The organism is Novosphingobium sp. KCTC 2891 (assembly GCF_025938155.1).
GTDB lineage: Bacteria > Pseudomonadota > Alphaproteobacteria > Sphingomonadales > Sphingomonadaceae > Novosphingobium.
Genome location: NZ_JAPCZG010000001.1, coordinates 154623 through 181231 on the forward strand (window position 1 = coordinate 154623; position 26609 = coordinate 181231).

26 protein-coding genes are annotated in these 26609 nt (G+C 65.9%); 18 read left to right on the forward strand and 8 right to left on the reverse strand.

What is annotated here, in order from left to right; genetic code table 11:
* The first annotated feature begins 12 nt into the window (after positions 1-12).
* The 12 genes from rpsM (at position 13) to OLX02_RS00865 (ending at position 10647) form a co-directional block, all read left to right on the forward strand.
* On the forward strand, positions 13-381 hold the full coding sequence (gene rpsM, locus OLX02_RS00810) for a 30S ribosomal protein S13 (protein ID WP_264419439.1): 369 nt from the start codon (positions 13-15) through the stop codon (positions 379-381).
* A gap of 68 nt (positions 382-449) precedes the next feature.
* A complete protein-coding gene (gene rpsK / locus OLX02_RS00815; RefSeq protein ID WP_008065643.1) occupies positions 450-839 on the forward strand; it encodes a 30S ribosomal protein S11 in 390 nt (129 codons plus the stop codon).
* Between the two features lie 117 nt (positions 840-956).
* Entirely contained in the window at positions 957-2018 is a 1062-nt protein-coding gene (locus OLX02_RS00820) for a DNA-directed RNA polymerase subunit alpha (RefSeq protein ID WP_264419440.1), read from the forward strand.
* Positions 2019-2132: 114 nt separating this feature from the next.
* Entirely contained in the window at positions 2133-2558 is a 426-nt protein-coding gene (rplQ, locus tag OLX02_RS00825; protein ID WP_264419441.1) for a 50S ribosomal protein L17, read from the forward strand.
* Between the two features lie 150 nt (positions 2559-2708).
* Complete coding sequence (locus OLX02_RS00830; RefSeq protein ID WP_264419442.1) at positions 2709-4865, forward strand: prolyl oligopeptidase family serine peptidase; 2157 nt, start codon at positions 2709-2711, stop codon at positions 4863-4865.
* 89 nt (positions 4866-4954) lie between these two features.
* Entirely contained in the window at positions 4955-7189 is a 2235-nt protein-coding gene (locus OLX02_RS00835; RefSeq protein WP_264419443.1) for a prolyl oligopeptidase family serine peptidase, read from the forward strand.
* Positions 7190-7334: 145 nt separating this feature from the next.
* Positions 7335-7952, forward strand: a complete 618-nt coding sequence (locus tag OLX02_RS00840; protein ID WP_264419444.1) for a hypothetical protein — start codon at positions 7335-7337, stop codon at positions 7950-7952.
* A 155-nt stretch (positions 7953-8107) separates the two neighbouring features.
* The gene (locus OLX02_RS00845; RefSeq protein ID WP_264419446.1) at positions 8108-8431 is read left to right on the forward strand and encodes a DUF1476 domain-containing protein; all 324 of its coding nucleotides are present in this window, start codon (positions 8108-8110) and stop codon (positions 8429-8431) included.
* Positions 8431-8664, forward strand: coding sequence for a BolA family protein (locus OLX02_RS00850; RefSeq protein WP_264419447.1), 234 nt, complete (start codon positions 8431-8433; stop codon positions 8662-8664). Before OLX02_RS00845 ends, OLX02_RS00850 begins: the two co-directional genes overlap by 1 nt.
* 26 nt (positions 8665-8690) lie before the next feature.
* Positions 8691-9017, forward strand: a complete 327-nt coding sequence (gene grxD, locus OLX02_RS00855; RefSeq protein ID WP_264419448.1) for a Grx4 family monothiol glutaredoxin — start codon at positions 8691-8693, stop codon at positions 9015-9017.
* A 479-nt stretch (positions 9018-9496) separates the two neighbouring features.
* Positions 9497-10291, forward strand: coding sequence for an NUDIX domain-containing protein (locus OLX02_RS00860; RefSeq protein WP_413630026.1), 795 nt, complete (start codon positions 9497-9499; stop codon positions 10289-10291).
* Positions 10292-10377: 86 nt separating this feature from the next.
* Positions 10378-10647 carry a hypothetical protein gene (locus OLX02_RS00865; protein ID WP_264419449.1) on the forward strand — a complete coding sequence of 90 codons (270 nt, stop codon included), beginning with the start codon at positions 10378-10380 and terminating at the stop codon, positions 10645-10647.
* A 341-nt stretch (positions 10648-10988) separates the two neighbouring features.
* On the opposite strand, the gene OLX02_RS00870 is transcribed toward OLX02_RS00865, so the two are convergent.
* Both OLX02_RS00870 and OLX02_RS00875 read right to left on the reverse strand, forming a co-directional pair.
* On the reverse strand, positions 10989-11453 hold the full coding sequence (locus OLX02_RS00870; protein ID WP_319641217.1) for a MarR family transcriptional regulator: 465 nt from the start codon (positions 11451-11453) through the stop codon (positions 10989-10991).
* A gap of 2 nt (positions 11454-11455) precedes the next feature.
* A complete protein-coding gene (locus OLX02_RS00875; protein WP_264419450.1) occupies positions 11456-11881 on the reverse strand; it encodes an organic hydroperoxide resistance protein in 426 nt (141 codons plus the stop codon).
* A 227-nt stretch (positions 11882-12108) separates the two neighbouring features.
* On the opposite strand from OLX02_RS00875, the gene OLX02_RS00880 reads away from it, so the two are divergent.
* The 3 genes from OLX02_RS00880 to trxC all read left to right on the forward strand — a co-directional run bounded on the left by OLX02_RS00880 (position 12109) and on the right by trxC (position 13472).
* Complete coding sequence (locus tag OLX02_RS00880; protein ID WP_264419451.1) at positions 12109-12609, forward strand: hypothetical protein; 501 nt, start codon at positions 12109-12111, stop codon at positions 12607-12609.
* Positions 12610-12711: 102 nt separating this feature from the next.
* On the forward strand, positions 12712-13041 hold the full coding sequence (locus tag OLX02_RS00885; protein ID WP_264419452.1) for an ArsR/SmtB family transcription factor: 330 nt from the start codon (positions 12712-12714) through the stop codon (positions 13039-13041).
* Entirely contained in the window at positions 13038-13472 is a 435-nt protein-coding gene (trxC, locus tag OLX02_RS00890; protein ID WP_264419453.1) for a thioredoxin TrxC, read from the forward strand. The genes OLX02_RS00885 and trxC overlap by 4 nt, the downstream gene beginning before the upstream one ends.
* Before the next feature lie 3 nt (positions 13473-13475).
* On the opposite strand, the gene OLX02_RS00895 is transcribed toward trxC, so the two are convergent.
* The 4 genes from OLX02_RS00895 to OLX02_RS00910 form a co-directional block, all read right to left on the reverse strand.
* On the reverse strand, positions 13476-14897 hold the full coding sequence (locus OLX02_RS00895; RefSeq protein WP_264419454.1) for an efflux transporter outer membrane subunit: 1422 nt from the start codon (positions 14895-14897) through the stop codon (positions 13476-13478).
* Positions 14894-18028: an efflux RND transporter permease subunit gene (locus OLX02_RS00900; protein WP_319641218.1), complete on the reverse strand. Its 3135-nt coding sequence runs from the start codon at positions 18026-18028 to the stop codon at positions 14894-14896. The genes OLX02_RS00895 and OLX02_RS00900 overlap by 4 nt, the downstream gene beginning before the upstream one ends.
* 7 nt (positions 18029-18035) lie before the next feature.
* Complete coding sequence (locus OLX02_RS00905) at positions 18036-19199, reverse strand: efflux RND transporter periplasmic adaptor subunit (protein ID WP_264419455.1); 1164 nt, start codon at positions 19197-19199, stop codon at positions 18036-18038.
* A 327-nt stretch (positions 19200-19526) separates the two neighbouring features.
* Entirely contained in the window at positions 19527-20204 is a 678-nt protein-coding gene (locus OLX02_RS00910; protein ID WP_264419456.1) for a murein L,D-transpeptidase catalytic domain family protein, read from the reverse strand.
* A 76-nt stretch (positions 20205-20280) separates the two neighbouring features.
* Here OLX02_RS00910 and OLX02_RS00915 point away from each other — a divergent pair, with 76 nt between their 5' ends.
* Positions 20281-21447 (forward strand): L,D-transpeptidase family protein, encoded by a 1167-nt coding sequence (locus OLX02_RS00915; RefSeq protein ID WP_264419457.1) that lies wholly within the window; start codon positions 20281-20283, stop codon positions 21445-21447.
* A 7-nt stretch (positions 21448-21454) separates the two neighbouring features.
* Here OLX02_RS00915 and OLX02_RS00920 read toward each other — a convergent pair whose 3' ends face one another.
* Together OLX02_RS00920 and OLX02_RS00925 are read right to left on the reverse strand one after the other, a co-directional pair.
* The gene (locus tag OLX02_RS00920; protein WP_264419458.1) at positions 21455-22048 is read right to left on the reverse strand and encodes a nitroreductase family protein; all 594 of its coding nucleotides are present in this window, start codon (positions 22046-22048) and stop codon (positions 21455-21457) included.
* 67 nt (positions 22049-22115) lie between these two features.
* On the reverse strand, positions 22116-22538 hold the full coding sequence (locus OLX02_RS00925; RefSeq protein WP_264419459.1) for a DoxX family protein: 423 nt from the start codon (positions 22536-22538) through the stop codon (positions 22116-22118).
* A gap of 259 nt (positions 22539-22797) precedes the next feature.
* Here OLX02_RS00925 and OLX02_RS00930 point away from each other — a divergent pair, with 259 nt between their 5' ends.
* A complete protein-coding gene (locus tag OLX02_RS00930) occupies positions 22798-25146 on the forward strand; it encodes a TonB-dependent receptor (protein WP_264419460.1) in 2349 nt (782 codons plus the stop codon).
* Positions 25146-26531: an alkaline phosphatase family protein gene (locus OLX02_RS00935; protein ID WP_264419461.1), complete on the forward strand. Its 1386-nt coding sequence runs from the start codon at positions 25146-25148 to the stop codon at positions 26529-26531. Before OLX02_RS00930 ends, OLX02_RS00935 begins: the two co-directional genes overlap by 1 nt.
* Positions 26532-26609: the final 78 nt, after the last annotated feature.

The window sequence follows — 26609 nt, forward strand, 5'->3', positions numbered from 1 at the left end:
ATGGAGAAACAAGTGGCTCGTATTGCCGGGGTCAATATCCCCACCAACAAGCGCGTGATCATCGCGCTTACCTACATTCACGGTATTGGCGCTCACAAGGCCAAGCAGATCGCCGACAAGCTGGGCATCGATCATGCCCGCCGCGTTCAGGATCTCTCGGACGCTGAAGTCCTGCAGATCCGCGAAGCGATCGACGCCGATCACACCGTGGAAGGCGATCTTCGTCGTGAAACCGCGATGAACATCAAGCGCCTGATGGACCTGGCCTGCTATCGCGGCCTGCGTCACCGCAAGGGCCTTCCGGTCCGCGGTCAGCGCACGCACACGAACGCCCGTACCCGCAAGGGCAAGGCCAAGCCGATCGCCGGCAAGAAGAAGTAAGATCGGCCTGCCGGTCCTGATGTGTCCGGCCTGATCTTCCCAACGGTTTCTCGACAGGAATTCAACACATGGCACGCGAACCTCAGCGCATTAAGCGCCGCGAGCGCAAGAACATCACCAGTGGTGTCGCGCACGTCAACGCCAGCTTCAACAACACCATGATCACCATCACCGACGCGCAGGGCAACGCCATTTCGTGGTCGTCCGCCGGCATGATGGGCTTCAAGGGCAGCCGCAAGTCGACCCCGTACGCCGCTCAGGTGGCCGCGGACGACGCCGGCAAGAAGGCCGCCGAGCACGGCGTCCGCACCCTGGAAGTCGAAGTCAAGGGCCCGGGTTCGGGCCGTGAGAGCGCCCTGCGCGCCCTCCAGGCGGTTGGTTTCACGATTACCGCGATCCGCGACGTGACTCCGATCCCGCATAATGGCGTGCGCCCTTCGAAGCGTCGCCGCGTCTGATTTGCCTTTCGGCGCGTGGCGCGGCGGTACCACCGCGCCACGTCCGCCCAATACCTTGACCGGTCGCGGCTGTCCTCAGTCGACCTCCGGCTCCCGAACAAACCCCAGGGGAATTCCATGACTGTCAACATCAAGAACTGGCAGGAACTGAAGAAGCCCAACAATCTCGAGATCAAGCCCGGCAACGATCCGAAGCGCCGCGCGACGTTCGTCGCCGAGCCGCTGGAGCGTGGCTTCGGTCTCACCCTCGGCAACGCGCTGCGGCGGGTGCTGCTCTCTTCTCTCCAGGGCGCGGCCGTTACCTCGATCAAGATCGAGAACGTGCTGCACGAATTCTCGTCGCTGGCCGGCGTGCGCGAGGACGTGACCGACATCGTCCTCAACGTGAAGCAGATCGCCCTCAAGATGCAGGGCGAAGGCCCGAAGCGTCTGCAGCTCTCGGCCACTGGCCCGGGCGAAGTGAAGGCGGGCGACATCGCTGTCACCGGCGACATCGAGGTCATGAACAAGGACCTCGTGATCTGCCATCTCGATGAAGGCGCGACCTTCAACATGGAACTGACGTGCGACACCGGCAAGGGCTACGTCCCCGCGGTGTCGAACCGTCCCGTGGACGCGCCGATCGGCCTTATCCCGATCGACTCGCTCTACTCGCCGGTTCGCCAGGTGTCCTACAAGGTCGACAACGCGCGCATCGGGCAGGAGCTTGACTACGACAAGCTGAGCCTGACGATCGAGACCGACGGCACCGTGACCCCGGAAGACGCCGTGGCTTATGCTGCGCGCATCCTTCAGGACCAGCTTAGCCTGTTCGTGCACTTCGACGACCAGCTGCCGACCGGCCACGTGCCTTCGGTTGCCGGCGTTCCGGCCCATGCGCCGGAAGAAAGCGACGCCAACCAGCTCAACCGCTACCTTCTCAAGAAGGTCGACGAGCTGGAGCTGTCGGTGCGTTCGGCGAACTGCCTCAAGAACGACAACATCATCTACATCGGCGACCTGGTCCAGAAGACCGAGGCCGAGATGCTCCGTACGCCGAACTTCGGCCGCAAGTCGCTCAACGAGATCAAGGAAGTGCTCTCGTCGATGGGCCTGCGCCTCGGCATGGACATCCCTGGCTGGCCGCCGGAAAACATCGAGGAAATGGCGAAGAAGCTCGAGCAAGAGCTTCTCGGCTGACCGGATTTCGGGGTGCTGGCAACGGCGCCCCGCTTTCGGGTGACTTGGCGGCGACCCTGACAGCCGCCTGGATCGGGCTACCTGACACGGGCCCCCTACGAACGGAGAAAGATTATGCGTCATAAACTCGGCCAGCGGAAGCTGGGTCGTACCTCGGCTCACCGTATTGCGATGCTGCGCAACATGGCGGCTGCTCTGATCAAGCACGAGCAGATCACCACCACGGTGCCCAAGGCGAAGGAACTTCGCCCTTACCTCGAAAAGCTCATCACGCTGGCGAAGAAGGGTGGCCTGTCCAACCGTCGCCTCGCGCACGCTCGTCTTCTCGACGACGCGCAGCTGGTGAAGCTGTTCGACGTGCTGGCCGCGCGCTATGCCGACCGCAACGGCGGCTACACCCGCGTGATCAAGGCCGGTTTCCGCGCTTCGGACGCTGCGCCGATCGCCGTGATCGAGCTGGTTGACCGCGATGTCTCGGCCAAGGGCCAGGATTCGGGTCCGGTCGTGACCGCCGACGAGGACGAGTACGAAGCTGCGTAATTCGCGCTTCCTCTCGCAGGATAAGGATAGGGGCGGGCCGCGAGGCACCGCCCCTTTTCGTTGGGGCTGGCGCCTCTTGTTAGGACTTGCGGCGACGCGCGTGCCGACTAGGTTCGCTGCCTTCAAGATGTTGTCCGCGAAAGCCCTGTAATGCCCTCGAAAGCCGTTGCCCGGCTCGCCTCTGCGGCGATGCTGGCTCTTGTACCCTGCCTTGCTCTTGCCGCCGAGGACCATGCCGTGACCGACCCGCAGCCCGTGCTTGCCTATCCGCCGACTGAGCGCGAGGACGTTGTCGAAACGGTGTTCGGCCAGCAGGTCGCCGATCCCTATCGCTGGCTTGAAGCGGATGTGCGCGGCGATGCGAAGGTCGAGCGCTGGGTCGCGGCGCAGAGCGCCTTTACCGACGCTTATCTCAAGGCTCTGCCTGAGCGGCCGGCTTTCGAGCGGCGGCTGAAGGGGCTGTTCGACTATGCCCGCTTCGGTGTTCCGCGTGAGGAGGGCGGGCGGCTGTTCTATGCATGGAACTCCGGTCTGCTCAATCAGGCGCAATTGCTGGTGCGTGAGCCCGGCGAGAAGAAGGGCCGCGTCCTGCTCGATCCCAATGGCTGGGCAAAGGACGGCGCGACCGCGCTCGACGCGTGGGAGCCATCGCCCGATGGCGAGACGGTCGCCTATACCGTGCAGGACGGCGGGTCTGACTGGCGGACCATGAAGTTCGTCCGCGCGGCCGATGGCAGAACGCTGGCGGACGAGTTGAAGTGGGTCAAGTTCAGCGCCATCGCGTGGGTGGGCAGCGAAGGCGTGCTTTATTCGCGCTTTGCCGCGCCCAAGGAGGGCGAGGCGTTCCAGGCGCGCAACTACGACCAGACCGTCTATTTCCACAAGCTGGGCACGCCGCAGGCGGATGACGTTGCCGTCTATGCCACGCCTGACAAGCCGACGTGGGGGCACGCCGCGCAGATGACCAGCGACGCGCGCTGGATGGTGGTGACCAGCCACGAGGGTACCGATCCGCTCAATGCGGTCCATGTGGCGCCGGTTGGCCGGGGTGAGTGGAAGACAGTGGCGCTGGTGCCCGAACTGTCGGCGCAGTGGGACCTGATCGACGGCATCGGCGACACGCTGTGGTTCGTGACCAGCGACGGCGCGCCGCTCAAGAAGATCGTGCGCGTGGATCTTTCGGGCGACAAGCCGGTGATCACCACCGTGGTGGCGCAAAGCGATGCGAACCTGGAAGGCGCGCTGATCGTGGGCGATCGGCTGGTGGTGCAATATCTGCGCGACGTGAAGGCGGACGTGAAGCTGTTCGCGCTGGACGGGACGCCGCTGGGCGATCTGGCGCTGCCGGGCGTGGGCACGGTGGCTGGCATGACCGGCAAGCCGGGGCGCCCGTCGGGCTACTTCGCCTTCACCGGTTTCACCACGCCGGTCACGGTCCATGCCTTCGACGCCGGCACGGCCCGGGCGAAAGTGTGGGAGCCGATCCGGCTGAAGTTCCGGCCCGAGGACTATGCGGTCACCCAGGTGTTCTATCCCTCGAAGGACGGCACGCGCGTGCCGATGTTCGTGGTGCGGCGCAAGGATGCGACAGGGCCGGTGCCGACGATCCTTTATGGTTATGGCGGGTTCAACGTGTCGCTGCCGCCGGCGTTTTCCTCGGCGCGGATGGCGTGGCTGGAAAGCGGCGGTGCCTATGCCGTGGCCAATCTGCGCGGGGGCGGCGAATACGGTGATGCCTGGCACGACGCCGGCCGACGCGCGCGGAAGCAGAACGTGTTCGATGATTGCATCGCTGCGGGCGAATGGCTGATCGCAAACGGCGTGGCGCCGAAGGGGGGCCTGGCTGTGGAAGGCGGGTCCAATGGCGGGCTTCTTGTGGGCGCGGTGATCAACCAGCGACCCGACCTGTTCGCCGCCGCACACCCGGCGGTGGGGGTGATGGACATGCTGCGCTTCGACCGCTTCACCGCCGGGCGATACTGGGTGGATGACTATGGCCATCCCGACCGCGAGGCGGACTGGAAAGTTCTGCGCGCCTATTCGCCCTATCACAACATCCGCAGCGGGGTGGACTACCCCGCGGTGCTGGTGACCACGGCGGACACCGACGATCGGGTCGTTCCGGGGCACAGCTTCAAGTATGCGGCGGCGTTGCAGGCAGCCGCGACCGGGGCGAAGCCGCATCTGATCCGCATCGAGACGCGCGCTGGTCACGGCGCGGGCAAGCCGGTGGACAAGACGATCGCCGAAGCGGCGGATGTCTATGCCTTCCTGGCGCGCTGGACCGGCCTGAAGCCCCGTCCGTGACGATGAGGTTCTGACGACAAGGCCCTGAAGCACCGACGGAAATATCCTCGCGCGCGGCGCCTGCAATGCTATGACAGGCGGCGAAGAACATGGAACGCGCGGAGAGGACAGGATGGGGGCGGCGCCCGCTGGCGCTGCTGGTCGCAGGGGCACTGTTGGCCCCGGTAGCACCCGCGCGCGCAGAATCGAGCGATGCCTCGGTCATTCACGACGCGAAGGATGGGGCTGCGCAGAGCGCCCCGCTGGCCTTGCCGCGCCTGTCTCTGCCGCCCTATCCGCCGACGCAGCGCGATGCGCTGGTGGAGCGGGTGTTCGGCGAGGACGTTGCCGATCCCTATCGTTGGCTGGAACAGGACGTTCGCAGCAGTCCGCAGGTGGCACAATGGGTGGCGCGCCAGAACGCCGCCAGCGCTGGCTATCTTGCGCGATTGCCGGGGCGCGATGCGATGGCAGCCCGCATTCGCACGCTGTTCGATTACGAGCGGATCAGCCTGCCGCGCCGGGCCGGCAAGTCCTATTTCTACTTGCGCAATCCCGGCCTTCAGAACCAGCCGGTGCTCCATGTGCGCAAGGGGCTGGCGGGCGAGGAGCGCGCGCTGCTCGATCCCAATGGCTGGTCGAAGGACGGCACGGCCGCGCTCGATTCGTGGGTGCCTTCGCCCAATGGCCGGTGGTTGGCCTATTCGGTGCAGGAAGGCGGCAGCGACTGGCGCACCATCGGTGTGGTCGACGTGCGCAGCGGCCGCGTGCTGGAAGATCGGCTGGCCTGGGCGAATGACACGCAGATCGCCTGGGTGGGCGAGGAAGGCTTGCTCTATTCGCGCTTTCCCGCGCCCGCGCCGGGCGAGGAATATCGCGCACCGACGTTCAACAAGGCGGTGTGGTATCACCGCATCGGCACGCCGCAGGAGCAGGACCGACTGGTCTATGCCACGCCCGAGCATCCCGAGTGGGGGCACAAGGCGGCGGTGACCGCCGACGGCCGCTGGGCCGTGATCAGCAGCGAGATCGGCACGCAGCCGCGCCGGGCGATCCACCTGATCGATTTGCGCGGCGGCCGGCCCGAATCGTGGAACAACGCCACGCTGGCGGCAGATTTCGACCATGACTGGAAGTTCGTCGACGGCTTCGGCGACCGGCTGTGGTTCATCACCAACGATGGCGCGCCGCGTTACCGGCTGGTGCAACTCGATCTTTCAGGCGCGCCCACATGGAAGGTGGTGGTGCCCGAGCGCACCGAGACGCTTGCCGCCGGCAACGTGGTGGGCGACCGCATCGTGCTGTCCTACTTGCGGGACGGCGCGAGCGTTGCGGTCATCACCGACCTGAAGGGACGGCCGTCGCGGGCGATCACCCTGAACGACATCGGCTCGGCGACGGGGTTCGGCGGGCGTCCCGGGGATCCGGAGACGTTCTACCAGTTCGCGAGCTTCAACCGGCCGCCCACGGTCTATCGCATGGACCTGGCCAGCGGCACGGTCACGCCCTTCGCGGCGCCAAAGCTTGCCTTCGATCCTGACGACTACCTGGTGGAGCAGCGCACCTATCCGTCGAAGGACGGGACGAAAGTGCCCATCTACATCGTCCGCAAGAAGAGTCTGGCGGGCAAGCCGGCACCGACGCTGCTCTATGGCTATGGTGGGTTCGACATCGCGCTGACGCCAGGATTCTCGCCGGTGCGAATGGCCTGGCTTGAAAGCGGGGGGGTGTTCGCGCTCGCCAACATCCGCGGTGGCGGTGAATTCGGGCGCGAGTGGCACGATGCCGGGCGGCTGAACCGGAAGCAGAACAGCTTCGACGATTTCATCGCGGCCGGCGAATTCCTGATCCGCGAAGGGATCACGCCCAAGGGTGGGCTGGCGGTGCAGGGCGGATCGAACGGCGGCCTGCTGGTGGGTGCGGTGGTCAACCAGAGGCCCGACCTGTTCGCGGCGGCCAATCCCGATGTGGGCGTGATGGACATGCTGCGCTTCGACAGGTTCACCGCCGGGCGATACTGGGTGGAGGACTATGGCCGGCCCGAACGCGAAAGCGACTGGAAGGTGCTGCGCGCCTATTCCCCCTATCACAACATTCGCGGCGGCGTTGACTATCCGGCGGTGTTGGTGACGACGGCGGACACCGACGACCGCGTCGTTCCCGCGCACAGCTTCAAGTATGTCGCCGCGCTGCAGGCGGCGGCGATCGGCGACCGGCCGCATCTGCTGCGGGTGGACAGCAACGCCGGGCATGGCACGGGCAAGCCGGTGGACAAGGTCATTGCGGGCGGGGCGGACGTGCTTTCGTTCCTGGCCTACTGGACAGGGCTGAACCTCCAGCCCTGACATACCCAGCCCTGACATTGCGTTCATGAAAATATAGTTTTTTATGAACAAAAACTGTCGTGCCGGTTCAGCGGCGTCTCACGGCGAGCATGGCAAACACTTCTTCAAGGCGGGACGACCGCCGATTGCGAAGGAAGGACTGTCCATGAACACCATCACCAAGGGCCTGCTCGGCACCGCCGCCGCAGCGGCGGTTGCGGTCTCGTCGGCGTCGCCGGCGATGGCGCGGGATCACGGCGGGATCGATGCCGGCGAAGTGATTGCCGGGGCGCTCGTCATTGGCGGCATTGCCGCCATCGCCAGCGCCGCCAACAACCACGGCGATGCCTATTACGACCGTGCGGGCTACGATCGCTATTCCAGCGGCTATGGCTACGGATATGACAACCGGGGCTACGGCAACCGCGGCTATTACAGCAACGGTGGCGGCTACTATTCCCGCGGCAACCCGCGAACTGCGGTGGAGCAGTGCGTGCGCACCGCCGAAAGCAACGCCTCGCGCTATTCCTCGGGCAGGGCCGACGTGACCGATATCCGCGATGTGCGGCCGACCCGTGAAGGCTACGAGGTCCGTGGCCGGATCGCGGTGAACGGCATGGGCCGTGATTGGCGCGGCGGCGACAGCTGGTACGGCCGCGGCTGGAACGGCGACTATCGCGGCTGGAACAGCGGGCTGCGCGGTTACGACAGCGGTTCGTTCCGCTGCAAGGTGGCCTGGGGCCGCGTCGTCGATCTCGATTATTCGGGCATTCGCGGCCTCTGAGGGCCATCTGTAAGCCATACCGACAGGCCGGTCCCACGAGGGACCGGCCTTTTTTTATGCCAATTGTTTGCGCTCGCGCAAAACTCGCACGTTGGCAGCTTGCGGCGGGGGCGGGGGCCGATTATCCGCGAGGGGAACCGCAAAGGGACCATGCCATGACCATGTTCGATGATCGCGAGCGCGCCGAGGAAGCCAAGTTCGCCCGCGACGAGGAAATGCACTTTCGCATCAATGCCCGCCGCAACCGTCTGCTCGGCCAGTGGGCGGCCGAACGTATGGGCCTCGACGCCGCCGAGACCGAGGCTTACGCCAAGTCGGTCGTCCAGGCCGATTTCGAGGAAGCCGGTGACGAAGACGTGATCCGCAAGCTGTTGGGGGATCTGGTTTCGGCCGGCGTAGAGATCGACGAATCGGAAATCCGCACCGCGCTTGAAGCCAGGTCGGTCGATGCGCGCCGCCAGCTGATGGGCGAAGCCTGATGGCCATGACCGCCGGCGAAATCGAGGCGATGATCAAGGCCGCGTTGCCCGATGCGGACGTGACGATCACCGACCTTGCCGGCGACGGTGACCACTACGCCGCCCACGTCGTTTCGCCCGCCTTCAGGGGCATGACCCGCGTCGCCCAGCACAAGGCTGTCTATGCCGCGCTGGGTGGGCGTATGGGCGGAGTGCTCCACGCCTTGCAACTGACCACCGCAGTCCCCAACTGAAGGCTGCGAAAGGATTTCCTGAACCCATGTCTACCGATCAACGCATCGCCGATATCGTGAATGGCCACGACGTGGTCCTTTTCATGAAGGGCACACCGCTGTTTCCGCAGTGCGGTTTCTCGAGCAAGGCTGTAGCCATTCTCGATCATCTCGGCGTCGAATACGCCGGCGTGGACGTGTTGCAGGACATGGAGATCCGTCAGGGGATCAAGTCCTATTCGGACTGGCCGACCATCCCGCAGCTTTACGTAAAGGGCGAATTCGTCGGTGGTTCGGACATCATGATGGAAATGTTCGAGGCTGGTGAGCTTCAGCAGCTGATGGAAGAAGCGGAGGTCAAGGCCGCTTCCTGACCGGCCTTGGCCGACCAGTAGACAAGCGCGGTTCCGCTGATGCGGGGCCGCGTTTTTTGTTGTCCCGATGTCGCTGGCAGACGCGCGAGCGGATGGCGTGCCGGCGCATCGCGGGCCTGTCGACGGGGAAGGGCGGGGGCCGGGATGCCGGGCGCCATGGTCTTGCCCTGGCGTTTCCTGCAGCATTTCACGCGCCCGGATTGAGTGGTGCCTGCACCAGGTTTCAGCGATCTTTCGGGGAAGTCCCGGGAGAGGCGGAGCCGGGAGACTAAATCGGCTCCGCCTCTTTTGAAGAAGACATCTTCGGGACACGAACCTCTATGCAGGTGCCGTGCCAAACGGCGGAAAGGTCCGAAAACTGGCGATTTTATTGTCGGCCGGCGTGGCTCCTTCGCGCGGCTTGTAAAACTGGCCGACACATTGTGCAGCCGTCATCCTGACGCTTGGCAAGAGCGACGCGGGCGCGCATGGTGCGGCCAATGGACGAGATGGATGACCTGGGGGACAACGAAGCCCCGCCGCCTGCCACGCCCGCCGCGACGGTTGTGGTGTTTCGCCGCGATCCGCAAGGTGGCCCGGCGCAGATCCTGCTGGTCGAACGATCCAGCACGATGAATTTTGCAGGTGGAGCCACCGTGTTCCCCGGCGGAAAGATCGATCCCGGCGACTACGAACTGGCCGAGCGCTTCGGCGCAGGCCTTGATCCCGAGGACGCCGCCGCCCGCATCGCTGCGGTGCGCGAGGCGCTGGAGGAAACCGGCCTCGCAGTGGGTATTTCGGGCGAGGTGAATGGCGAGATCGCGGCAGAAGCGCGACGCGTGATTCTTTCGACCGGCCGGCTGGAAGACGCGCTGTCGCGATTTGGCTGGGCGCTCGATCTGGACCGGCTGGTGCCCTTCGCGCGGTGGTGGCCGCGCCATCGTCACATCCGCGTGTTCGATACGCGGTTCTACCTGGCGGATCTGGGCACCGGGGCCGTCGACATCGCCGTGGACGCGACCGAGAATCGGCACCTGTTCTGGGCCAGCGCGGCCGAAGCGCTGCGACTGGCGGATGAAGGGGCGATCAAGGTGATCTTCCCCACCCGGCGCAATCTTGAGCGGCTGGCCTGCTATCCCGATTTTGAAAGCTGCCGCGCCCACGCGCTGGAAACGCCGGTGACGACGATCTCTCCGCGCGTCGAATTGCGGGATGGCGTGCAGTGGCTGACGATCCCCAAGGAGGCAGGCTATCCCTATGACGGTGAACCGCTCGACACCGCGAGCCGTGCCTAAGGGTATGTCCTTAGGCGATAATCCTTAGGGGGAGCGGTTTGCGGATTAAGGCGAAGGCGGTAGAGCGGGGTCGGAGGATCTTTCCGATGCCGCTGCCCAATGTTCGACTGCCGAAAAGTGCCGCCTTCGATCCGGAAGCGGATCAGTCGCAGGCTGCGCTGCGTCTGGCTGACGCTGCAGATGCACCGGTGTCCTCGCCAGTTCACCGGCTCCAGTCCGAACTGTCTGTGTTCGAAGCGCGCGCGGCAGGTCGAACTGACGGGCACTATCCGGGGTGGTTCCGGCTGGGCTTTCCCATGGCAGGCTCAGCTGCGCTGTGGGGCGCGATCCTGTGGAGCGTAGGCCTGGTCCGCTGACCGCGCCTGCCAGGCCAGAATATGGCGGGCTCAGAATATCAGCAGCGCGATTGCTACCCAGAACACCTGACTGAGTGCGAGGCCAAGGAGCAAACCGCGCGTCGCTGCCGCGCCTTCGCGATCGGCGCGTAATCGGAGAAAGCCTGTGCGGCTCTCGCGTCGCCTTGTCATCATGGCGGCCTCTTTCCCGTTTTGCCGGTTCGTGCCGGCTTTGATCCCCTCGCCACGGCGACCGCTTTGCGGGCCGTAACTTCATAAGAAATACATAATGCAGGGCCGCTCGCAATGGCGATGTGCGCGTTCCTGCCAGAACGGCATATTTTCCGGGTCTGTATCGGGGATCAGGCCTGTCCGTTGAGGCCCCTGATCAGCTTCCACACCGTTTCGTGGAGATTCTCCGCCTCGCACAGCGTGAGCTTGGGGCTGCTGGCGATCTTCAGCGGGATTTCGCGCGCCGCCTCGCGCAGGGTCGAGCCCTTGTCTGTCAACGAGACGATCACCCGCCGCTCGTCTTCCGGATCGCGCTGCCGGGTCACGAGACCGGCGGTTTCCATCCGCTTGAGCAACGGCGTGAGCGTGCCGGTATCGAGGAACAGCTGGTGGCCGATTTCTCCCACCATGCGGGGCGCGCGTTCCCACAGCACCAGAAGCACGAGATACTGGGGGTAGGTCAGCCCCAATTCCTCCAGCAGCGGCCGATAGGCGCGCGTCAGCATGTTGGAGGCGGCGTAGAGCGGAAAGCACAGCTGCCGGTCAAGACGCAGGACCTCGTCGCCAGATTGTGCCGTGCTTTCCGTTTCGTTCATCGTCAGGCCGTTGTTACGTTGATGCCCACGTCAATATTGCCTTTTACCGCATTAGAATAGGGGCAGGTCGCATGGGCTGCGGCGACGACCTTTTCGGCCTCGTCCTGATCCATTCCGGCGATCGCAACATCGAGCGAAACGGTCAGCTGGAAGCCGCCGGTCGCGTTGGGCTCCATGCCCACGGTGGACGTCACCGTGATCGCATCGTCGGCCACTTTGCTGCCCATGGCCCGGCCCACATGGATCACCGCGTTTTCAAAGCAGGCGGCATAGCCGGCGGCGAACAGCTGTTCGGGATTGGTCGCGCCGCCTTTGCCGCCAAGCGACGGCGGCAGGGCCAGTTCCACATCGAGCAGGCCATCGTCCGAACGGACCCGGCCGCTGCGCCCGCCAACCGCGATCGCGCTGGTGCTGTAAAGCGTGCTCATCAATTTGCTCCTCTGCATTGGGCGGACCATCCGCTCGCCGGTTCATGTAGTGCGATATTATATTGCGCGCAATCTAATATCGCATCGAAGCGGCTGGCGGGGAAAACCCCTTAGAGTGCGTTAGGTGTCTGTTGGCCGCGTTTCGGGGCCGTTCAGCGCCATTTCAAGGTGGCATTAACCACCGCCGTGAACGTCATGTTGAGGCGGTGAGGCGATCCTCCCTGCTCATGAACAGCATCCTTGCACGCTTCACCCCCGCCTCCCTGGTCCGGCTTGCGCGCTTGCTCGCGCTTTTGACGACGATCGTGATGATGATCGGCTATGCGGGCAACCTGCTGACCATCGAGACGGCCGGGATGGGCGCTTTCGGCCTTTCCGTGCTGCTGCTGCTGGCCGTGCCGGACCAGCGCGCATCGGAACTGCTGGGCGCGGTGGCCATATGGATGACGACAGCGGAATTCATGTCCGCGGCGGAAACCGGCTATTTCAACCACTGGCGCTGGGCGGTTGCGGTGGCGACGCTCGCGCTGGTGACTGTGCCGCTCAAGGTCCAGTACCTGCGGCTGCTCGCCCGCACCGTGCCCGACGCGCCGATCGGCGATCTGGATCGCCGCGCCTGGTCGGCAGGATCGTTGCCGCATTCGGCCGCGGCGCTTGCCACTTTGCGTGGCGAATCGCACGATGAGGCAGCAGAACGCCAGGTCTCGGGCACCACACAAATGGCCTGATCCACACTTTCGGGCACTTTGTCACATTCCGGGCGTTCCTCCCCCTTGCCCGGTCCGCCAATCCGCGCGAGAGGTCCGGTAAGGAGGCTCCGCAAGCGGTTCATGAATACGAGCGCCATTGAAACAATGCGGGTGCAGGCCCGGGAAATCGCCGACAAGCTGCGCGCGATGGCAAACCGTGACCGGTTGCTGATGCTGTGCCGGATGTCCGAGGGCGAGGTGTCCGTGGGCGAACTCGTCCAGTTGACCGGAATCAGCCAGTCGCTGGTCTCGCAGCACCTTGCCATGCTGCGCGACGCCGGCGCCGTGGCTGTGCGGCAGGAGCGCCAGATGCGGTTCTATTCCATCTCCGATCCCAAGGTCGCCGCCATTTTCGACGCACTGTGCGAGGTGTGCGCGGCGGATGACAACATCGGCGAGAAGGCGGCGTGAGCGACGAGATCGTCGTCTGCCCGGCCTGTGGCGGCCTCAACCGCGTCCCGGCATCGCGGCTTGCGCAGGGTCCCAGTTGCGGGAAATGCCATCGCCCGCTGTTTTCCGGCGCTCCCGCCGATGTGGACGAAGCGATGTTCGAGCGCATGGTGCAGAAGGGAACACTGCCCGTGCTGGCAGATTTCTGGGCCGCATGGTGTGGTCCCTGCCGCACGATGGCTCCTGCCTTCGCCGCTGCCGCTGCCAAGCTTGAGCCGCACGTGCGGCTGGTAAAAGTCGATACCGAGAAGGCGCAAGCCCTTTCCGGCCAGCTGGCTATCCGTTCCATTCCCACCCTGGCCCTGTTCAGGCAGGGTAGGGAGGTGGCGCGGCAGGCCGGCGCTTTACCCGAAAGCCAGATCGTCGGCTGGGCGCGCGCCGCCCTGCAATAGCCGTCAGGGCGTCAGCCCGCCGCCCAGGCTGCGGTAGAGTTCCACCATGTTCGTAGCTTTCGCCAGCCGAGCGCTGACCAGGGCCTGCCTCGCCGAATAGGCTGTGCGCTGTGCGTCCAGTGGTTCGAGGTAACTGGCGACGCCGTTGGCGAAGCGCGACTGAGAGATGCGGGCGGCCTTCGCCGCATTGTCCGCCAGCGATTGCTGCGCGCGCACCTTGGTATCGATCGTGCCGCGCCGGGCGAGCGCATCGGCCACTTCGCGAAAAGCGGTCTGGACCGCGCCTTCGTACGTCGCCACCGCCGCATCGCGCGCGGCCTTGCTCGCGGCCAGGTTGCCCGCGTTGGTGCCGAAATCGAACAAAGTCTGGCTGGCCGTGCCGCCCGCGCTCCAGCGAAAACTGTCGCTGCTGAACAGCGAGGACAGGCTCTGGCTGGCAAGACCAAGCAGGCCGGTGAGCGAGATCGACGGGAAGAACGCGGCGCGGGCGACGCCGATATCGGCATTGGCGGCCTTCAGCTGGTGCTCCGCTTGAAGAACGTCTGGCCGGCGCAGCAGCACACCAGAATCGAGGCCGACAGGAAGCGAGGGCAGCACCTGGTCGCCCATGCCCAGCGTCTGCGGCAGCAGTGCCTCGTCCACCGGCGCACCGGCCAGCAGGTCGAGCGCGTTCTTCGCCTGTGCGAGGCTGGTCGTGTAGTCGGCCACGGCGGCGCGGGCGCTGTCCACCTGCGTCTGCGCCTGCGCGACGTCGAGCGCGGTGCCAATACCGTTCGCCTCGCGGCGGCTATTGACGGTGAGCGACTGTTCCTGGCTGGCCAGCGTTTCACGCGCCACGGCCAGCGCGTCTGCGGTCGCGGCATGGGTCAGCCACGCATTCGCCACTTCGGCGACCAGCGCGATCTGCGCGGACTTGCGGCCTTCATCGCTGGCGAGATAACTCTCGAACGCCGCGCGGCTCATGTTGCGGCGGCGGCCGAACAGGTCCAGCTCGAACGCAGAGACGTTGGCCGATGCGCTGTAGCTTTCGGTGGTTCCGCTGCCGAAATTGCTGCCGGTGCCCGCGGAAGTGCTGGAATTGTGTGTAACCGTCGCTCCGGCGCTGGCGCCGATGGTGGGGAACTGTCCCGCTCGTTCCACCCGGTAGAGCGCCCGCGCGCGCTCGACGTTGGCGACTGTCGCGCGCAAATCGCGATTGTTCGCCAGCGCCAGCGCGATCGTGTCCTTCAGCCGCTGGTCGGTGAAGAACGCTTGCCAGCCCATCCCGTCGATGGCGCCGTCCCCGGCGGCCAAGGCCGGATAGGCAGTGCCCTGCGGCAGCGATGGTGCGACCGGCGCATCCGGCCGGACATATTTCGGGGCAAGGTTGCAGGCGGAAAGCGCCAGCAGCGATGCGGCGGCAAGGATGGGGCGGGCGCGGATCATGCCGTGGCCTCCGGCGTTTCAGGTTGGTTCGCAGCAGGCGTCGACCTCCGCGCGAACACGCGCTTCACCAGGACGAAGAACAGCGGCACGAAGAAGATGGCCAGCGCCGTGGCCGAGAGCATCCCGCCCATCACTGCGGTTCCGATGGCGCGGCGGCCATTGGCACCCGCGCCGCTCGCCAGCACCAGCGGCACGACGCCGGCGATGAAGGCCACGCTGGTCATCACGATCGGGCGGAAACGCAGGCTGGCCGCTTCCAGCGCGGCCTGCATCGGCGACAGCCCGCGGCCGAGCGCGGCTTCGGCGAACTCTACGATCAGGATTGCGTTCTTGGCGGACAGGCCGATGGTGGTGAGCAGCGCCACCTGGAAGTAGATGTCGTTGTCGTAGCCGCGCAGGGTCACCGCCAGCACCGCGCCGATCACGCCCAGCGGGATGACCAGCAGCACAGAGACCGGCACCGACCAGCTTTCGTAAAGCGCGGCAAGGCACAGGAAGATGAAGAAGATCGACGCGGCATAGAGCACGCCCGATTGCGAACTGGCGGCCCGTTCCTGGTAGGAAAGCCCGCCCCACGCCACGGCATAGCCGCTGCCGAGCTGGCCGGCCTTGGCCTCCATCAGGTTCATCGCCTCGCCCGAACTGGTGCCCGGTGCGCCGGTGCCCTGCATCTGCTGCGCGGCGACGCCGTTGAAGCGGCGCAGGATCGGCGGTCCGCTGGTCCACGAAGTGGTGGCGAAGGCGGAGAAGGGCGCCATCGTCCCGTCCTGACCGCGCACGTACCATTGGCCCATGTCGGCCGGGCTGCTGCGATAGGGTGCATCACCCTGCACATAGACGCGCTTCACGCGGCCGCGATCGACGAAATCGTTGATGTAAGTGCCGCCCCACGCGGTCGAGAGCGTGGCGTTCACATCCGAAGGGGCGATCTTGTAGGCCGTGGCCGCATCGTCGTTCAACGCGACTTTCAACTGAGGCGTGTCCTCCAGCCCGTTGAAGCGGACCTGCGACAGGCGGGTATCGGCATTGGCGGCCTCGACCAGTTGCTTGCGCGCGGCGGTCAGCGCCGGCACGCCGTTGCCGCCGGCATCCTGCAACCACATCTCGAAGCCGCTGGAATTGCCGAGTCCGCGGATTGCGGGAGGCGAAAGCGCAAGGATCTGCGCTTCGCGGTCGCCCGCGAAATGCTTGCTGATCCGCTGGGCGATGGCGGTGGCGCTGTGTTCGGCGCCCGCGCGTTCGTCCCAGTCCTTCAGCATCAGGAAGCCCATGGCGATGTTCTGGCCGGAACCCTGGTTGCCGCGTCCGGCGGAGGTGAACGTGTGGACCACGTCCTCGCCTTCGGTCTGGCGGATATAGTCGGCCACCCGCGCCGCGACTTCCTTGGTCTGGTCGAGCGTGGCGCCCGCGGGAAGGGTGATCGACAGCATCAGGTTGCCCTGGTCTTCCTCGGGCAGGAAGCTGGTCGGCAGCCGCACATAGAACAGCGCCATGGCCCCGCTCAGGCCCAGGAACGCCAGCATCCACGGCGCGGGGCGGCCGACGAAGCGCTGCAAACGGCCCTGATAGCCGGTTTCCAGCCTGCCATAGCGATGGTTGAACGCGCGGAAGAAACGCCCCTGCGGCTTCTCGTGTTCTTTCAGCAGCGTCGCGCAGAGCGCCGGGGTCAGCGTGAGCGCGACGAGTACCGAGAGCGCCATGGCCGAGACGATGGTGACCGAGAACTGGCGGTAGATCGCGCCGGTCGATCCGCCGAAGAAGGCCATGGGCACGAACACCGCGGTCAGCACCAGCGTGATGCCGATCAGCGCCGAGGTGATCTCGTTCATGGACTTCACCGTCGCCTCCAGAGGCGGCAGGTGTTCCTCGTGCATCACGCGCTCGACGTTCTCGACCACGACGATGGCGTCGTCGACGAGCAGGCCGATCGCCAGCACCATGCCGAACATGGTCAGCGTGTTGATGGTATAGCCCGACAGCGCCAGCACGCCGAAGGTGCCCAGCAGCACCACCGGCACCGCGATCGCCGGGATCAGGGTGGCGCGCCAGTTCTGGAGGAACACGAACATCACGACGACGACGAGGGCGATGGCCTCGAACAGAGTCTTGACCACTTCCTCGATCGAGATCTTCACGAACAGGCTGCTGTCGCGCGGATAGGCGACCGCATAGCCGGGCGGCAGGTCCTTTGACAGCTCGTCCACCTTGTCCTTGACCAGCTGCGCGGTGCGCATGGCGTTCGCGCCGGAGGACAGGCTGATCGCAAGGCCGACCGAAGGTTTCCCATCGAACCGGTTGAAATTGGCGTAACTTTCCTGACCCAGTTCAACCCGGGCCACGTCGCGCAAGTGAACCACGCCGCCGTTCGCGTCGGTCTTCAGGATCACATTCTCGAATTCGGGCACCGTTTGCAGGCGCGAGCGGGCGGTGACCGTCGCGTTCAGCCGCTGGCCCTGCGGCGCGGGCTGCGCGCCCACTTCACCGGCGGAAACCTGCGTGTTCTGGGCCTGGAGCGCGGCGTTGACGTCCGAAGGCATCAGGCCGACTGCGGCCAGCCGGGCGGGGTCGAGCCAGATCCGCATGGCATAGGGCGCGCCGAACACGTCTGCGCTGCCCACGCCTTCGACGCGCGAAAGCGGGTCCTGGAAATGGGTGGTGATATAGTCGGCGACGTCCGCGTTGGAACTGCGGCCGCTATCGTCGCGCAGGCCCACCACCAGCAACATATCGGCCTGCGCCTTGGTGACGTTGACGCCCTGCTGCTGCACCGCCTGAGGCAGGCGGCTGGTCGCGCGGCTGATTGCGTTCTGGACCTGCACCTGCGCGGTATCGGGGTCGGTGCCCTTGTCGAACGTCGCGGTGATCTGGGCCGAACCCTGGTTGCTGCTCGATGTGAAATAGAGCAGCCCGTCGATGCCCTTGAGCTGCTGCTCGAGCACCTGGGTGACACTGTTCTCGATCGTCTGGGCGTCGGCGCCGTTGTAGGTCGCGTTGATCGAGACGGTCGGCGGGGCGATGTCGGGATATTGCTCGACGCCCATCCGGGTGATGGCCAGTGCGCCGGCCGCCATGATGACGATGGCGAGGACCCAGGCGAAGATCGGGCGATGCGCGAAAAAGCGGGACAGCATGGGCGGGTTACTTCGCCGTCTGCTGCGCAGGGACGGTGTCTGCCGGCACGGCCTTCACCTTGGCGCCGGGGCGCGCCTTCATCAGGCCGTCGACGATGACCTTTTCGCCCGCCTTGAGGCCGGCGGTGACGAGCCACTTGTCGCCCACCGCGGTATCCGCGGTGACGTCGCGCGTCTCGACTTCGCCCTTCGCGTTGACCAGCAGCACCGAGGCGCCGCCGCGCGGGGCGCGGGTGATCGCCTGCTGGGGCACGAGAATTCCCTGCGGCACGCTGGCCTGAACAAGCCGGGCGCGCACGAACAGGCCGGGCAGGAGCACGCCCTGCGGATTGGCCACCGTGGCGCGCAAGGTCACTGTGCCGCTGTCGGCGTTCACGTCGACATCGGCGAAGCTCAGCCGGCCCTCGACCGGGTATTCGCTGCCATCTGCCAGCACGATGCGTACCGGCACCGTGCCCACCGGAGCCAGCGCGCCTTTCTGGAACGAGCGGCGCAGCGCCATGAAATCGTTGCTCGACTGCTGGATGTTCACGAACATCGGATCGAGCCGCTGCACCTTGGACAGCGGGTCCGCCTGGCTTGCCGTGACGAGCGCGCCCTTGGTCACGCTCGAACGGCCGATCCGGCCGGTGATGGGCGAGGTGACGCGGGTGAAGCCCAGGCTGACCTGGCTCGATGCCAGTGCAGCGCGGTTCGCCGCGACCTGCGCGCGCGACTGGTTGTAGGTGGCGCGCGCGTCGGCCGCGTCCTGCTTGCTGACCCCGCCTTCGGCGGCGAGCAGTCTGTAACGCTCGGCCTTGAGCCGGTTGGCCTCCACCGTGGCTTCGGCGGTGGCGACGGCGGCGCGCGCCTGCTGCGCCGAGGCTGCGTAGAGGCGGCTGTCGATCTGGTAGAGCGGCTGACCGGCGCGGACCATGCTGCCCTCGGTAAACAGCCGGTCGGTGATGATCCCGGAAACCTGCGGGCGTACTTCGGCCACGAGCGAGGCTTCGGTCCGGCCCGACAGGTCGGTCACAAGCGGCACGGCCTCGGTCTTGACCGTCATCACGCCGACAACGACCGGAGGCGTTTCCTTGCCGGCTTTGGCGCCGCAGGCGGACAGTGACAGCGCCAGACAGATGGCGGAAGCGGCGGGAAGCAGGCGGGGAAGGGGATAGGCGGGGCTGCGCAAGGCGGATCTCTCTGGCTGACGACCGGGGAAGGCGATGGATCGGCAGGGATCAGGATGGTGGCGGGTGAACGCTGGCCACGAAAGCTCCATCGACGGTTCCGGTTCCCGCGAAAGGCACCGACGACAGGGAGCGGCCGTCGACATCTGCGCGAGTCGATGGGGCGTTAACACAGCAATGCCGGCTTGAGTCCCCCTTGTTATCGGGAACTTGCCGGCGGCGACACATTGATACAATTGTCTTTTGCGCGCACGATCATTGCGTGGGCGCGATTTTGCATGTCGGGTCTGCGCAATAGACCTTTGCGCAACGGGCCTGTGTGCGCGGCCTTATCGAGCGGCGAAAAGCAGCCTGCCCGGTCCCAGCGCCTGAAGCACGCCCGAGATTTCGTCCTGCGACACCGCGAAGCAGCCCTGGCTGCGACCGATCCGGCCTAGGTTCGACGCCATGCCGTGATCGACGTAGCTGGCCGCGTGAATCACGATGCCGCGGCTGTCGGCCAGGTTGTTTTCCGGATCGAGGCCGATCAGCCGGCGCGAGCGGCCGTGCTTGCCCACATAGGTGGGGCCGGTCATGAACGCACCGCTGCACGATGCCTCGGAGCCCGGCGTGTTCGACAGGCGCTCGACCCACCCCTTGTTGGCCGGGTCCGATCCCTTGCCGTGGGCGACGAGGTGCGTGGACAGCACGCGCCCGCCGGCGATATCGACAAGGTGGAAGCGCGGCTCGCGCGAGGGGACCGAGAAATCGACGATCCCGATCACGTCGCGTTCGGCGATGCGCGCATGGTGCGTCTGAAGCGCGGCCAGCGCCTGGGGCAGCAGGGCGGGCGCGCCGGGGATGGATAGCCCCGCAGGCGCGGTCAGGCCCGGCGGCGTCACCGGTGGCAGCGCCAGGCCCGCGCCATGCGTCGCAGGCGCAATGGCGTTGGCCGCGGAGCGCGGGAAAAGGAATGTGGTGGCGGAAGCAGCCACGGCGCCAAGGAACTGGCGCCTGCCAAGCGTCATGATGCGAGACCCCGATTATTCTTTGAACACGATCTAGGTTCGCTTACCGTTGGATTCAAAGGGTAACGGTGATTTCATGCGGCGAAACGTGCTTGGTGCGGCATTGGCCGTTATATTAACGGGAACGAATTGCTCGTCCGCACTGGCCCAGCCAGCGGTGGCCGCGTTGCCGCACTGGAGTGCCGAATCGCTCGCCGTTCTGCACCACCGGCTGGAATCGGCGCCGCTGGAAGCGCTGCCCGTGCCCGATTGCACAGCGCTCGCCGCCGCGGAACGTGCGGGGGACGGGGCGGTGATCGACCGTGAGGCAAGCGCGGTCGCGGTGAAGATGGCGCGCCTGATCGCGCTCGGCTGGATGCCCGCCGAAGCGCGCGCTGCCTGGCATATCGCCGACAGTGATGCGCGGATCGACTTCGCCGGCCAGCTCGCCACCGCGCTGGGGGCGGGAACGCTCGATGCATGGTTCTCCTCGCTCGAACCGCGCCGGCCTGATTATGCGGCGCTACGCACAGCTTATGCGGCCGAGACCGATCCGGCGCGGCGGCAGACGCTGGCGCGCAATCTTGAGCGCTGGCGCTGGATGCCGCACGATCCGGGGGCGGAATACCTGCTGGTCAATGCCGCCGCGTTCCGCGTCGACCTGTGGCGCGACGGGCGCGTGGCCGACAGTCACCGCGTGATCGTGGGCAAGGTATCCTCGCCCACCCCGGTGTTCGGCGCGACCGTGAGCGGGGTGACGTTCAACCCCTGGTGGGACATTCCCGCGAACATCGTGCGCGAAAGCGTGGGGCGTCTCGTCGCGCGCCACCCGAAGCTGGCGCGCCAGCGCGGCTATGTGTGGGGCGGCGGGCGGTATCGCCAGCGGCCCGGACCCGGCAATTCGCTCGGGCTGATGAAGCTCATCATGCCCAACAGCTACAACGTCTATCTCCATGACACGCCAAGCAAATCGCTGTTCGAACGGCCCGTGCGGACGTTCAGTCATGGCTGCGTGCGCGTGGACGATGCGCTGGGGCTGGCGGCCGACCTGCTCGCGCCGACGACGCCGCGCGAGGAGATCGACGGCATCGTCGCCAGCGGGCGCACCACCGATGTGCGGCTTGGCCGCAACGTGCCGATCTATATCGCCTACTTCACCGCAGAGGCGACGCCGGACGGCACGGTGACCGTGCTGCCCGACGTCTATAATCGCGATGGGGCGATGGGCGATGCGGCGGTGGTGCAGCGCCTTTGCGCGTTCTGAGCGGCGTTCAGTCCGCCGGCAGGTCGGTGAACTTCCCGCCGACCGCGAATGCCGACACCGGTTTGCGGCCGCTGGGGGCCTCGCGCTCGCGGTAGCCATCGGGCAGCTTTTCCGGGGCATCCTTGCGGCCGATGACGATGGCGGCGTTGATGTGGAAGTCCTCGGGGATCGCCAGTTCTTGCCGCACGCGCGGGAATTCCATGCCGACCATGGCGTGCGCGTGATAGCCCATGTGCGTTGCCTGCAGGGCCAGCAGCGCCCATGCCGAGCCGGCGTCGAAGCTGTGGCTGCGGTTGGGCTTGGCGCCGTCCGGGCGGGGGAAGGTGGTTTCGGACACGGCGAACAGAAGCGCGCCGGCATCCTTCGCCCAGACCGCGTTGCCCGGCACCAGCAGCGAGACGAAGTGGTCCCAGTTGGCATCGCCGCGCACGGCGTAGAGGAAGCGCCACGGCTGCTGGTTGTAGGCCGAAGGCGCAAGGCTGGCCGCTTCGAGGATCACCGCGAGGTCTTCCGCCGGGACGGCGCTGCCGTCGAACGAGCGGGGCGACCAGCGGTCGGCGATGGCGGGAAGGACGCGCGGATCGGTGGTGCGGGCGGTCATGGTCGTCTCCGGGGCAGGGGCGGCGCACCCGGCCGGGCACGCCGCGCAATCGCTGGTATTTCTGCGGTCAGTCGCGGTGAATGGCAATGCGCCCGCCACCAAAGGCGGCAACCTGCATCAGGCCGCCGGCCATCGCGATGTTCTTGAAGAAGTGGATGAACTGGTTCTGGTCTCCCAGCTGGCCGTGGAAGGCGAAGGCGGTGACGACCGAGAAGCCGGCGAGCAGCAGCGCGACCAGGCGGGGGCGGTAGCCGGCGATCAGCGCGAGGCCGCCGCCCAGTTCGATCAGGATCGCCGCGGCGAGGGCCACCTGCGGCAGGGGCAGGCCGGCGCTGGTGATATAGGCGAGTGTTGCGGCCGGGGCGGTCAGCTTGCTTACACCGCTCAGCACGAAGATCGCGGCCAGCAGCACGCGGCCGCCGGCGGCGAGCAGTGGCTGGGCAGGGGTGGCGGTCGAAGCGGAAACGGGGGTGGCAGCGGCGGTGGTCATCGGCGGGGATCCTTTGGCAGAAGAAGGGGCGGTATCGGCCGCCCGGTGCTGCAGCCTTCTCTATGTCTCCGCGAACCATCGTGAAATCAGGATAAAATCATTCCGAACGTTCCAATGAATGGAAAAGTGTGGTGCCGGCGCCTCACTCACGGGATTGCGTGATCCTTGCAATCAAACCGTCACGGAACTGGCACGAACCTGCAACGGAGGAGGCCTAGCCGCCGCAGCGCAACAACTAAAATCCATGAGGGATTATCCTATGCGCTTCATGACTTATCTCCTCGCCGGGACCGCGATGCTCGCGGCTGCACCCGCGTTCGCAGCCGAAGCCGCTGCCGAAGCCGCACCCGCTGCCGAGGCTGCCGGATCGGGCGAGATCGTCGTGTTCGGCGCTGGCCAGACCCGCCAGGTCCAGGAAATCTCGAGCGCGGACATCGCCATCCTCGCTGCCGGTTCCAGCCCGCTGAAGGCGGTCGAGAAGCTGCCCAGCGTCAACTTCCAGTCGGCCGATCCCTTCGGCGCGTATGAATGGTCGACCCGCATCACCATCCGCGGCTTCAACCAGAACCAGCTGGGCTTCACGCTGGACGGCATTCCGCTCGGCGACATGAGCTACGGCAACTATAACGGCCTGCACATCAGCCGCGCGATCTCGCCCGAGAACGTCGGTTCGACGCTGGTCTCGCAGGGTTCGGGTTCGATCGACACGCAGTCGACCAACAACCTGGGCGGTACGCTCGAATTCTCCTCGATGGACCCGGCCTCGATGCTCGGTTCGGCGAACCAGGCGATCGACTTCAACGCCACTGCCGGCTCCGACAACACCTACCGCGGCTTCGTGCGCGGTGCGATTGGCGAGGCCGCCGGCGCACGCGTGATGGGTTCGTTCGCCTATGGCACCGCCGACAAGTGGAAGGGTGACGGCAAGCAGCGCCAGTGGGCGGTCAATGCGAAGGCGATCGTACCGGTGGGCGACGTGCAGTTCGACGGCTTCTTCAGCCATTCGGACCGCGCCGAGCAGGACTACCAGGATCTCAGCCTCGAGATGATCAACCGCCTCGGCTACGACTGGGACAACTTCGGCCCGTCGAACTATGCGCTCGCCGTGCAGGTGGCCGATATCGCGGCCAACCGCGGTGACAGCGGCACCACCCCGCTCAACCCTGCTGCCGGCAAGGTCTATCCCGGTAACATCAAGTCGGTCGACGATGCCTATTATGACGCATCCGGCCTGCGCCGCGACACGCTCGGCGCGATCGGCATGACCGCGTCGCTGACCTCGAACGTCACGTTCAAGGTCAAGACCTACCTGCACAAGAACGATGGCCAGGGCACCTGGGGCACCCCCTATGTCAACAGCCCGACCGGCGTGCCGATGGCCGTCCGCACCACGGAATACAGCATCGACCGTCGCGGCGTGTTCGGTAGCATCAATGCCGATCTCGGCATGAACAACCTGACCATCGGCGGTTGGTACGAGAACAACGACTTCGAGCAGGCCCGCCGCTTCTATGCCTACGAAAGCCGCACCAATCCGGGCCGCGATCACCTGCACTTCATGCGCAACCCCTTCTTCACGCAGTGGGACGTGCAGTTCAACACCAAGACCTACCAGTACTTCGTCGAGGACGTGATCTCGCTGGGCGATGCGCGCATCAACCTGGGCTGGAAGGGCTTCAAGGTCGACAACAAGGCGCGCGCCATCGTCGCCGGCGGCCGCACCGTGGGCGATCTTTCGACCAAGGACTGGTTCCAGCCGCACGCCGGCGTGAACTACAAGTTCGGCAATGGCATCGAAGCCTTCGCCGGCTTCACCTCTGTCACGCGCGCCTTCGCCTCGGCCACCACCGCCGGTCCGTTCTCGTCCACGCAGGCCGGGTTCGACGCGATCAAGCCGTTCCTCAAGCCGGAAAAGTCGGATACCTATGAAGGCGGTCTGCGCTACACCTCGGGCAGCTTCCAGGGCGTGCTCGCCGGCTACTACGTCGACTTCAAGAACCGCCTGCTGACCATCCCGACTTCGGTCGGCATCGTCGGCGCGGCCAATGCGCTGCAGAACGTGGGCGGCGTCCGCGCGCAGGGCATCGAGGCCAGCGGCGAATACAAGTTCGGCAACGGCCTCTCGGTCTTCGCGTCGTACAGCTACAACGACAACAGCTACCGCGACAACGTGGTGATCACCACGAAGGACCCGGCCGACCCCACCAAGAACATCGTCACCACGATCGCCACCAAGGGCAAGACGGTGGTCGATTCGCCCAAGCACCTGCTGCACGGCGAAGTCGCTTATGACAGCGACACGGTGTTCGGCCGCGTCGGCGTGAATTTCATGTCGAAGCGCTACTTCACCTACACCAACGACCTGCTGGTTGCGGGCGACGATCGTGGCAGCGTTCCCAGCCGCGCCATCGTCGATGCCGCGCTTGGCTACCGCTTCGACATCGGTGCGCGTCAGCCGGTGGAGATCCAGGCCAACGTCACCAACCTGTTCGACAAGCGCTACATCTCGACCATCGGGTCGAATGGCTTCGGCAACATGGGTGACAACCAGACGTTCCTCGCCGGCGCGCCGCGCCAGGTGTTCGTGACGTTGAAGGCAGGCTTCTGATGAAGCACAAGGGAGCGATGAAGAACGCTCTCCTCGGGGGCGCCGCGCTGATCATCAGCGCGGCGTTTGCCGCCGTTCCCGCCGCGGCTTCGGCCCGGCCCGTCCTCCTCGTGTCGATCGACGGGCTGCGCCCGGGCGACGTGCTGGAGGCGGAAAAGCGCGGGCTGAAAGTGCCCAACCTGCGCCGGTTCGTGAAGGAAGGCGCGTCGGCCACCGGCGTCACCGGCGTGCTGCCCACGCTGACCTATCCCAGCCACACCACGCTGATGACGGGCACCGCCCCCGCGCGGCACGGTATCGTGGCAAACAACACGTTCGATCCCAAGCAGATCAATTACGGCGGCTGGTACTGGTATGCCGAGGACGTCACCGCGCGCACACTGTGGGATGCGGCGAAGGACGCCGGCCTTTCCACCGGCAACGTCCACTGGCCGGTGAGCGTCGGCGTGAAGTCGCTGACCTGGAATCTGCCGCAGATCTGGCGGTCGGGCCATGCCGATGATCGCAAGCTGCTCAAGGCGCTCGCCACCGACGGCCTCGTCGATGAGCTGGAGCACGATTGCGGCGGCTATGCCGACGGCATCGACGAAAGCATCGGCGGCGACGAGACCCGCGCGAAGTTTGGCGTGCGCCTGATCGAACGGCACAAGCCCGGTTTCGTCACCGTCTATCTCACCGCGCTCGATCACGAGCAGCACGCCAGCGGCCCGGGTTCCCCTGAAGCGCACGCCGTGCTGGAACGTATCGACGCGCTGGTCGGCAAGCTGGTCGCGGCGGAAATGGCGGCGCATCCCGACGCGGCCGTGGCCGTGGTCAGCGATCACGGTTTTGCCGCCACCGATACCGAAGTGAACCTGTTCCGGCCTTTCATCGATGCGGGGCTGATCACGCTCGACGCCGACGGCAAGGTTTCCGCGTGGGAGGCGATGCCATGGCCGTCGGGCGGCTCGGTCGCCGTGGTGCTGGCACGGCCCGGCGATGCCGCGCTGAAGGACCGGGTGGAAGCGCTCCTGAACAAGCTCGCGGCCGATCCGCAGGCGCGTTTCGCGCACATCGCCGGCAAGGACGAGATCGCGGCGGCCGGCGGCAATCCGCAAGCTACGTTCTATGTCGATCTCAAGCCCGGTGCGGTGGCGTCGCCGTTCGCGGGCGCCAGCGCACCGCTGGTGCGCGCTGCACGGGTGAAGGGGATGCACGGGTATTTTCCCGGCCTTGCCGATATGCGCTCGACGTTCCTGGTGATGGGGCCGGGCATTGCGTCCGGACTTTCGTTAGGAGGCATCGATATGCGCTCCATCGCGCCGACTCTGGCCGGATTGATGAATGCCTCGCTGCCCGCTGCAGAAGCGGTGACGCTAAATGTCAGTCAACCTAAAGTCAGATAGATGAAACATTACTGTAACATTGCGTGCTCGCATTCACGGCGTTCCGTGAAAAAAGCACGGAATTCGGCAGTCCGGTCA

What these genes read in the sequence shown, in the direction of transcription:
- OLX02_RS00845 (WP_264419446.1), top strand. Translation starts at nt 8,108, where the DNA reads ATGACCATGTTCGATGATCGCGAGCGCGCCGAGGAAGCCAAGTTCGCC.
- OLX02_RS00910 (WP_264419456.1), bottom strand. Translation starts at nt 20,204, where the DNA reads ATGACGCTTGGCAGGCGCCAGTTCCTTGGCGCCGTGGCTGCTTCCGCC.
- rplQ (WP_264419441.1), top strand. Translation starts at nt 2,133, where the DNA reads ATGCGTCATAAACTCGGCCAGCGGAAGCTGGGTCGTACCTCGGCTCAC.
- grxD (WP_264419448.1), top strand. Translation starts at nt 8,691, where the DNA reads ATGTCTACCGATCAACGCATCGCCGATATCGTGAATGGCCACGACGTG.
- OLX02_RS00900 (WP_319641218.1), bottom strand. Translation starts at nt 18,028, where the DNA reads ATGCTGTCCCGCTTTTTCGCGCATCGCCCGATCTTCGCCTGGGTCCTC.
- OLX02_RS00865 (WP_264419449.1), top strand. Translation starts at nt 10,378, where the DNA reads ATGCCGCTGCCCAATGTTCGACTGCCGAAAAGTGCCGCCTTCGATCCG.
- OLX02_RS00850 (WP_264419447.1), top strand. Translation starts at nt 8,431, where the DNA reads ATGGCCATGACCGCCGGCGAAATCGAGGCGATGATCAAGGCCGCGTTG.
- OLX02_RS00875 (WP_264419450.1), bottom strand. Translation starts at nt 11,881, where the DNA reads ATGAGCACGCTTTACAGCACCAGCGCGATCGCGGTTGGCGGGCGCAGC.
- rpsK (WP_008065643.1), top strand. Translation starts at nt 450, where the DNA reads ATGGCACGCGAACCTCAGCGCATTAAGCGCCGCGAGCGCAAGAACATC.
- OLX02_RS00840 (WP_264419444.1), top strand. Translation starts at nt 7,335, where the DNA reads ATGAACACCATCACCAAGGGCCTGCTCGGCACCGCCGCCGCAGCGGCG.
- OLX02_RS00920 (WP_264419458.1), bottom strand. Translation starts at nt 22,048, where the DNA reads ATGACCGCCCGCACCACCGATCCGCGCGTCCTTCCCGCCATCGCCGAC.
- OLX02_RS00915 (WP_264419457.1), top strand. Translation starts at nt 20,281, where the DNA reads ATGCGGCGAAACGTGCTTGGTGCGGCATTGGCCGTTATATTAACGGGA.
- OLX02_RS00925 (WP_264419459.1), bottom strand. Translation starts at nt 22,538, where the DNA reads ATGACCACCGCCGCTGCCACCCCCGTTTCCGCTTCGACCGCCACCCCT.
- OLX02_RS00820 (WP_264419440.1), top strand. Translation starts at nt 957, where the DNA reads ATGACTGTCAACATCAAGAACTGGCAGGAACTGAAGAAGCCCAACAAT.
- OLX02_RS00885 (WP_264419452.1), top strand. Translation starts at nt 12,712, where the DNA reads ATGAATACGAGCGCCATTGAAACAATGCGGGTGCAGGCCCGGGAAATC.
- OLX02_RS00870 (WP_319641217.1), bottom strand. Translation starts at nt 11,453, where the DNA reads ATGAACGAAACGGAAAGCACGGCACAATCTGGCGACGAGGTCCTGCGT.
- OLX02_RS00935 (WP_264419461.1), top strand. Translation starts at nt 25,146, where the DNA reads ATGAAGCACAAGGGAGCGATGAAGAACGCTCTCCTCGGGGGCGCCGCG.
- OLX02_RS00860 (WP_413630026.1), top strand. Translation starts at nt 9,497, where the DNA reads ATGGACGAGATGGATGACCTGGGGGACAACGAAGCCCCGCCGCCTGCC.
- OLX02_RS00895 (WP_264419454.1), bottom strand. Translation starts at nt 14,897, where the DNA reads ATGATCCGCGCCCGCCCCATCCTTGCCGCCGCATCGCTGCTGGCGCTT.
- OLX02_RS00835 (WP_264419443.1), top strand. Translation starts at nt 4,955, where the DNA reads ATGGAACGCGCGGAGAGGACAGGATGGGGGCGGCGCCCGCTGGCGCTG.
- OLX02_RS00830 (WP_264419442.1), top strand. Translation starts at nt 2,709, where the DNA reads ATGCCCTCGAAAGCCGTTGCCCGGCTCGCCTCTGCGGCGATGCTGGCT.
- OLX02_RS00930 (WP_264419460.1), top strand. Translation starts at nt 22,798, where the DNA reads ATGCGCTTCATGACTTATCTCCTCGCCGGGACCGCGATGCTCGCGGCT.
- OLX02_RS00880 (WP_264419451.1), top strand. Translation starts at nt 12,109, where the DNA reads ATGAACAGCATCCTTGCACGCTTCACCCCCGCCTCCCTGGTCCGGCTT.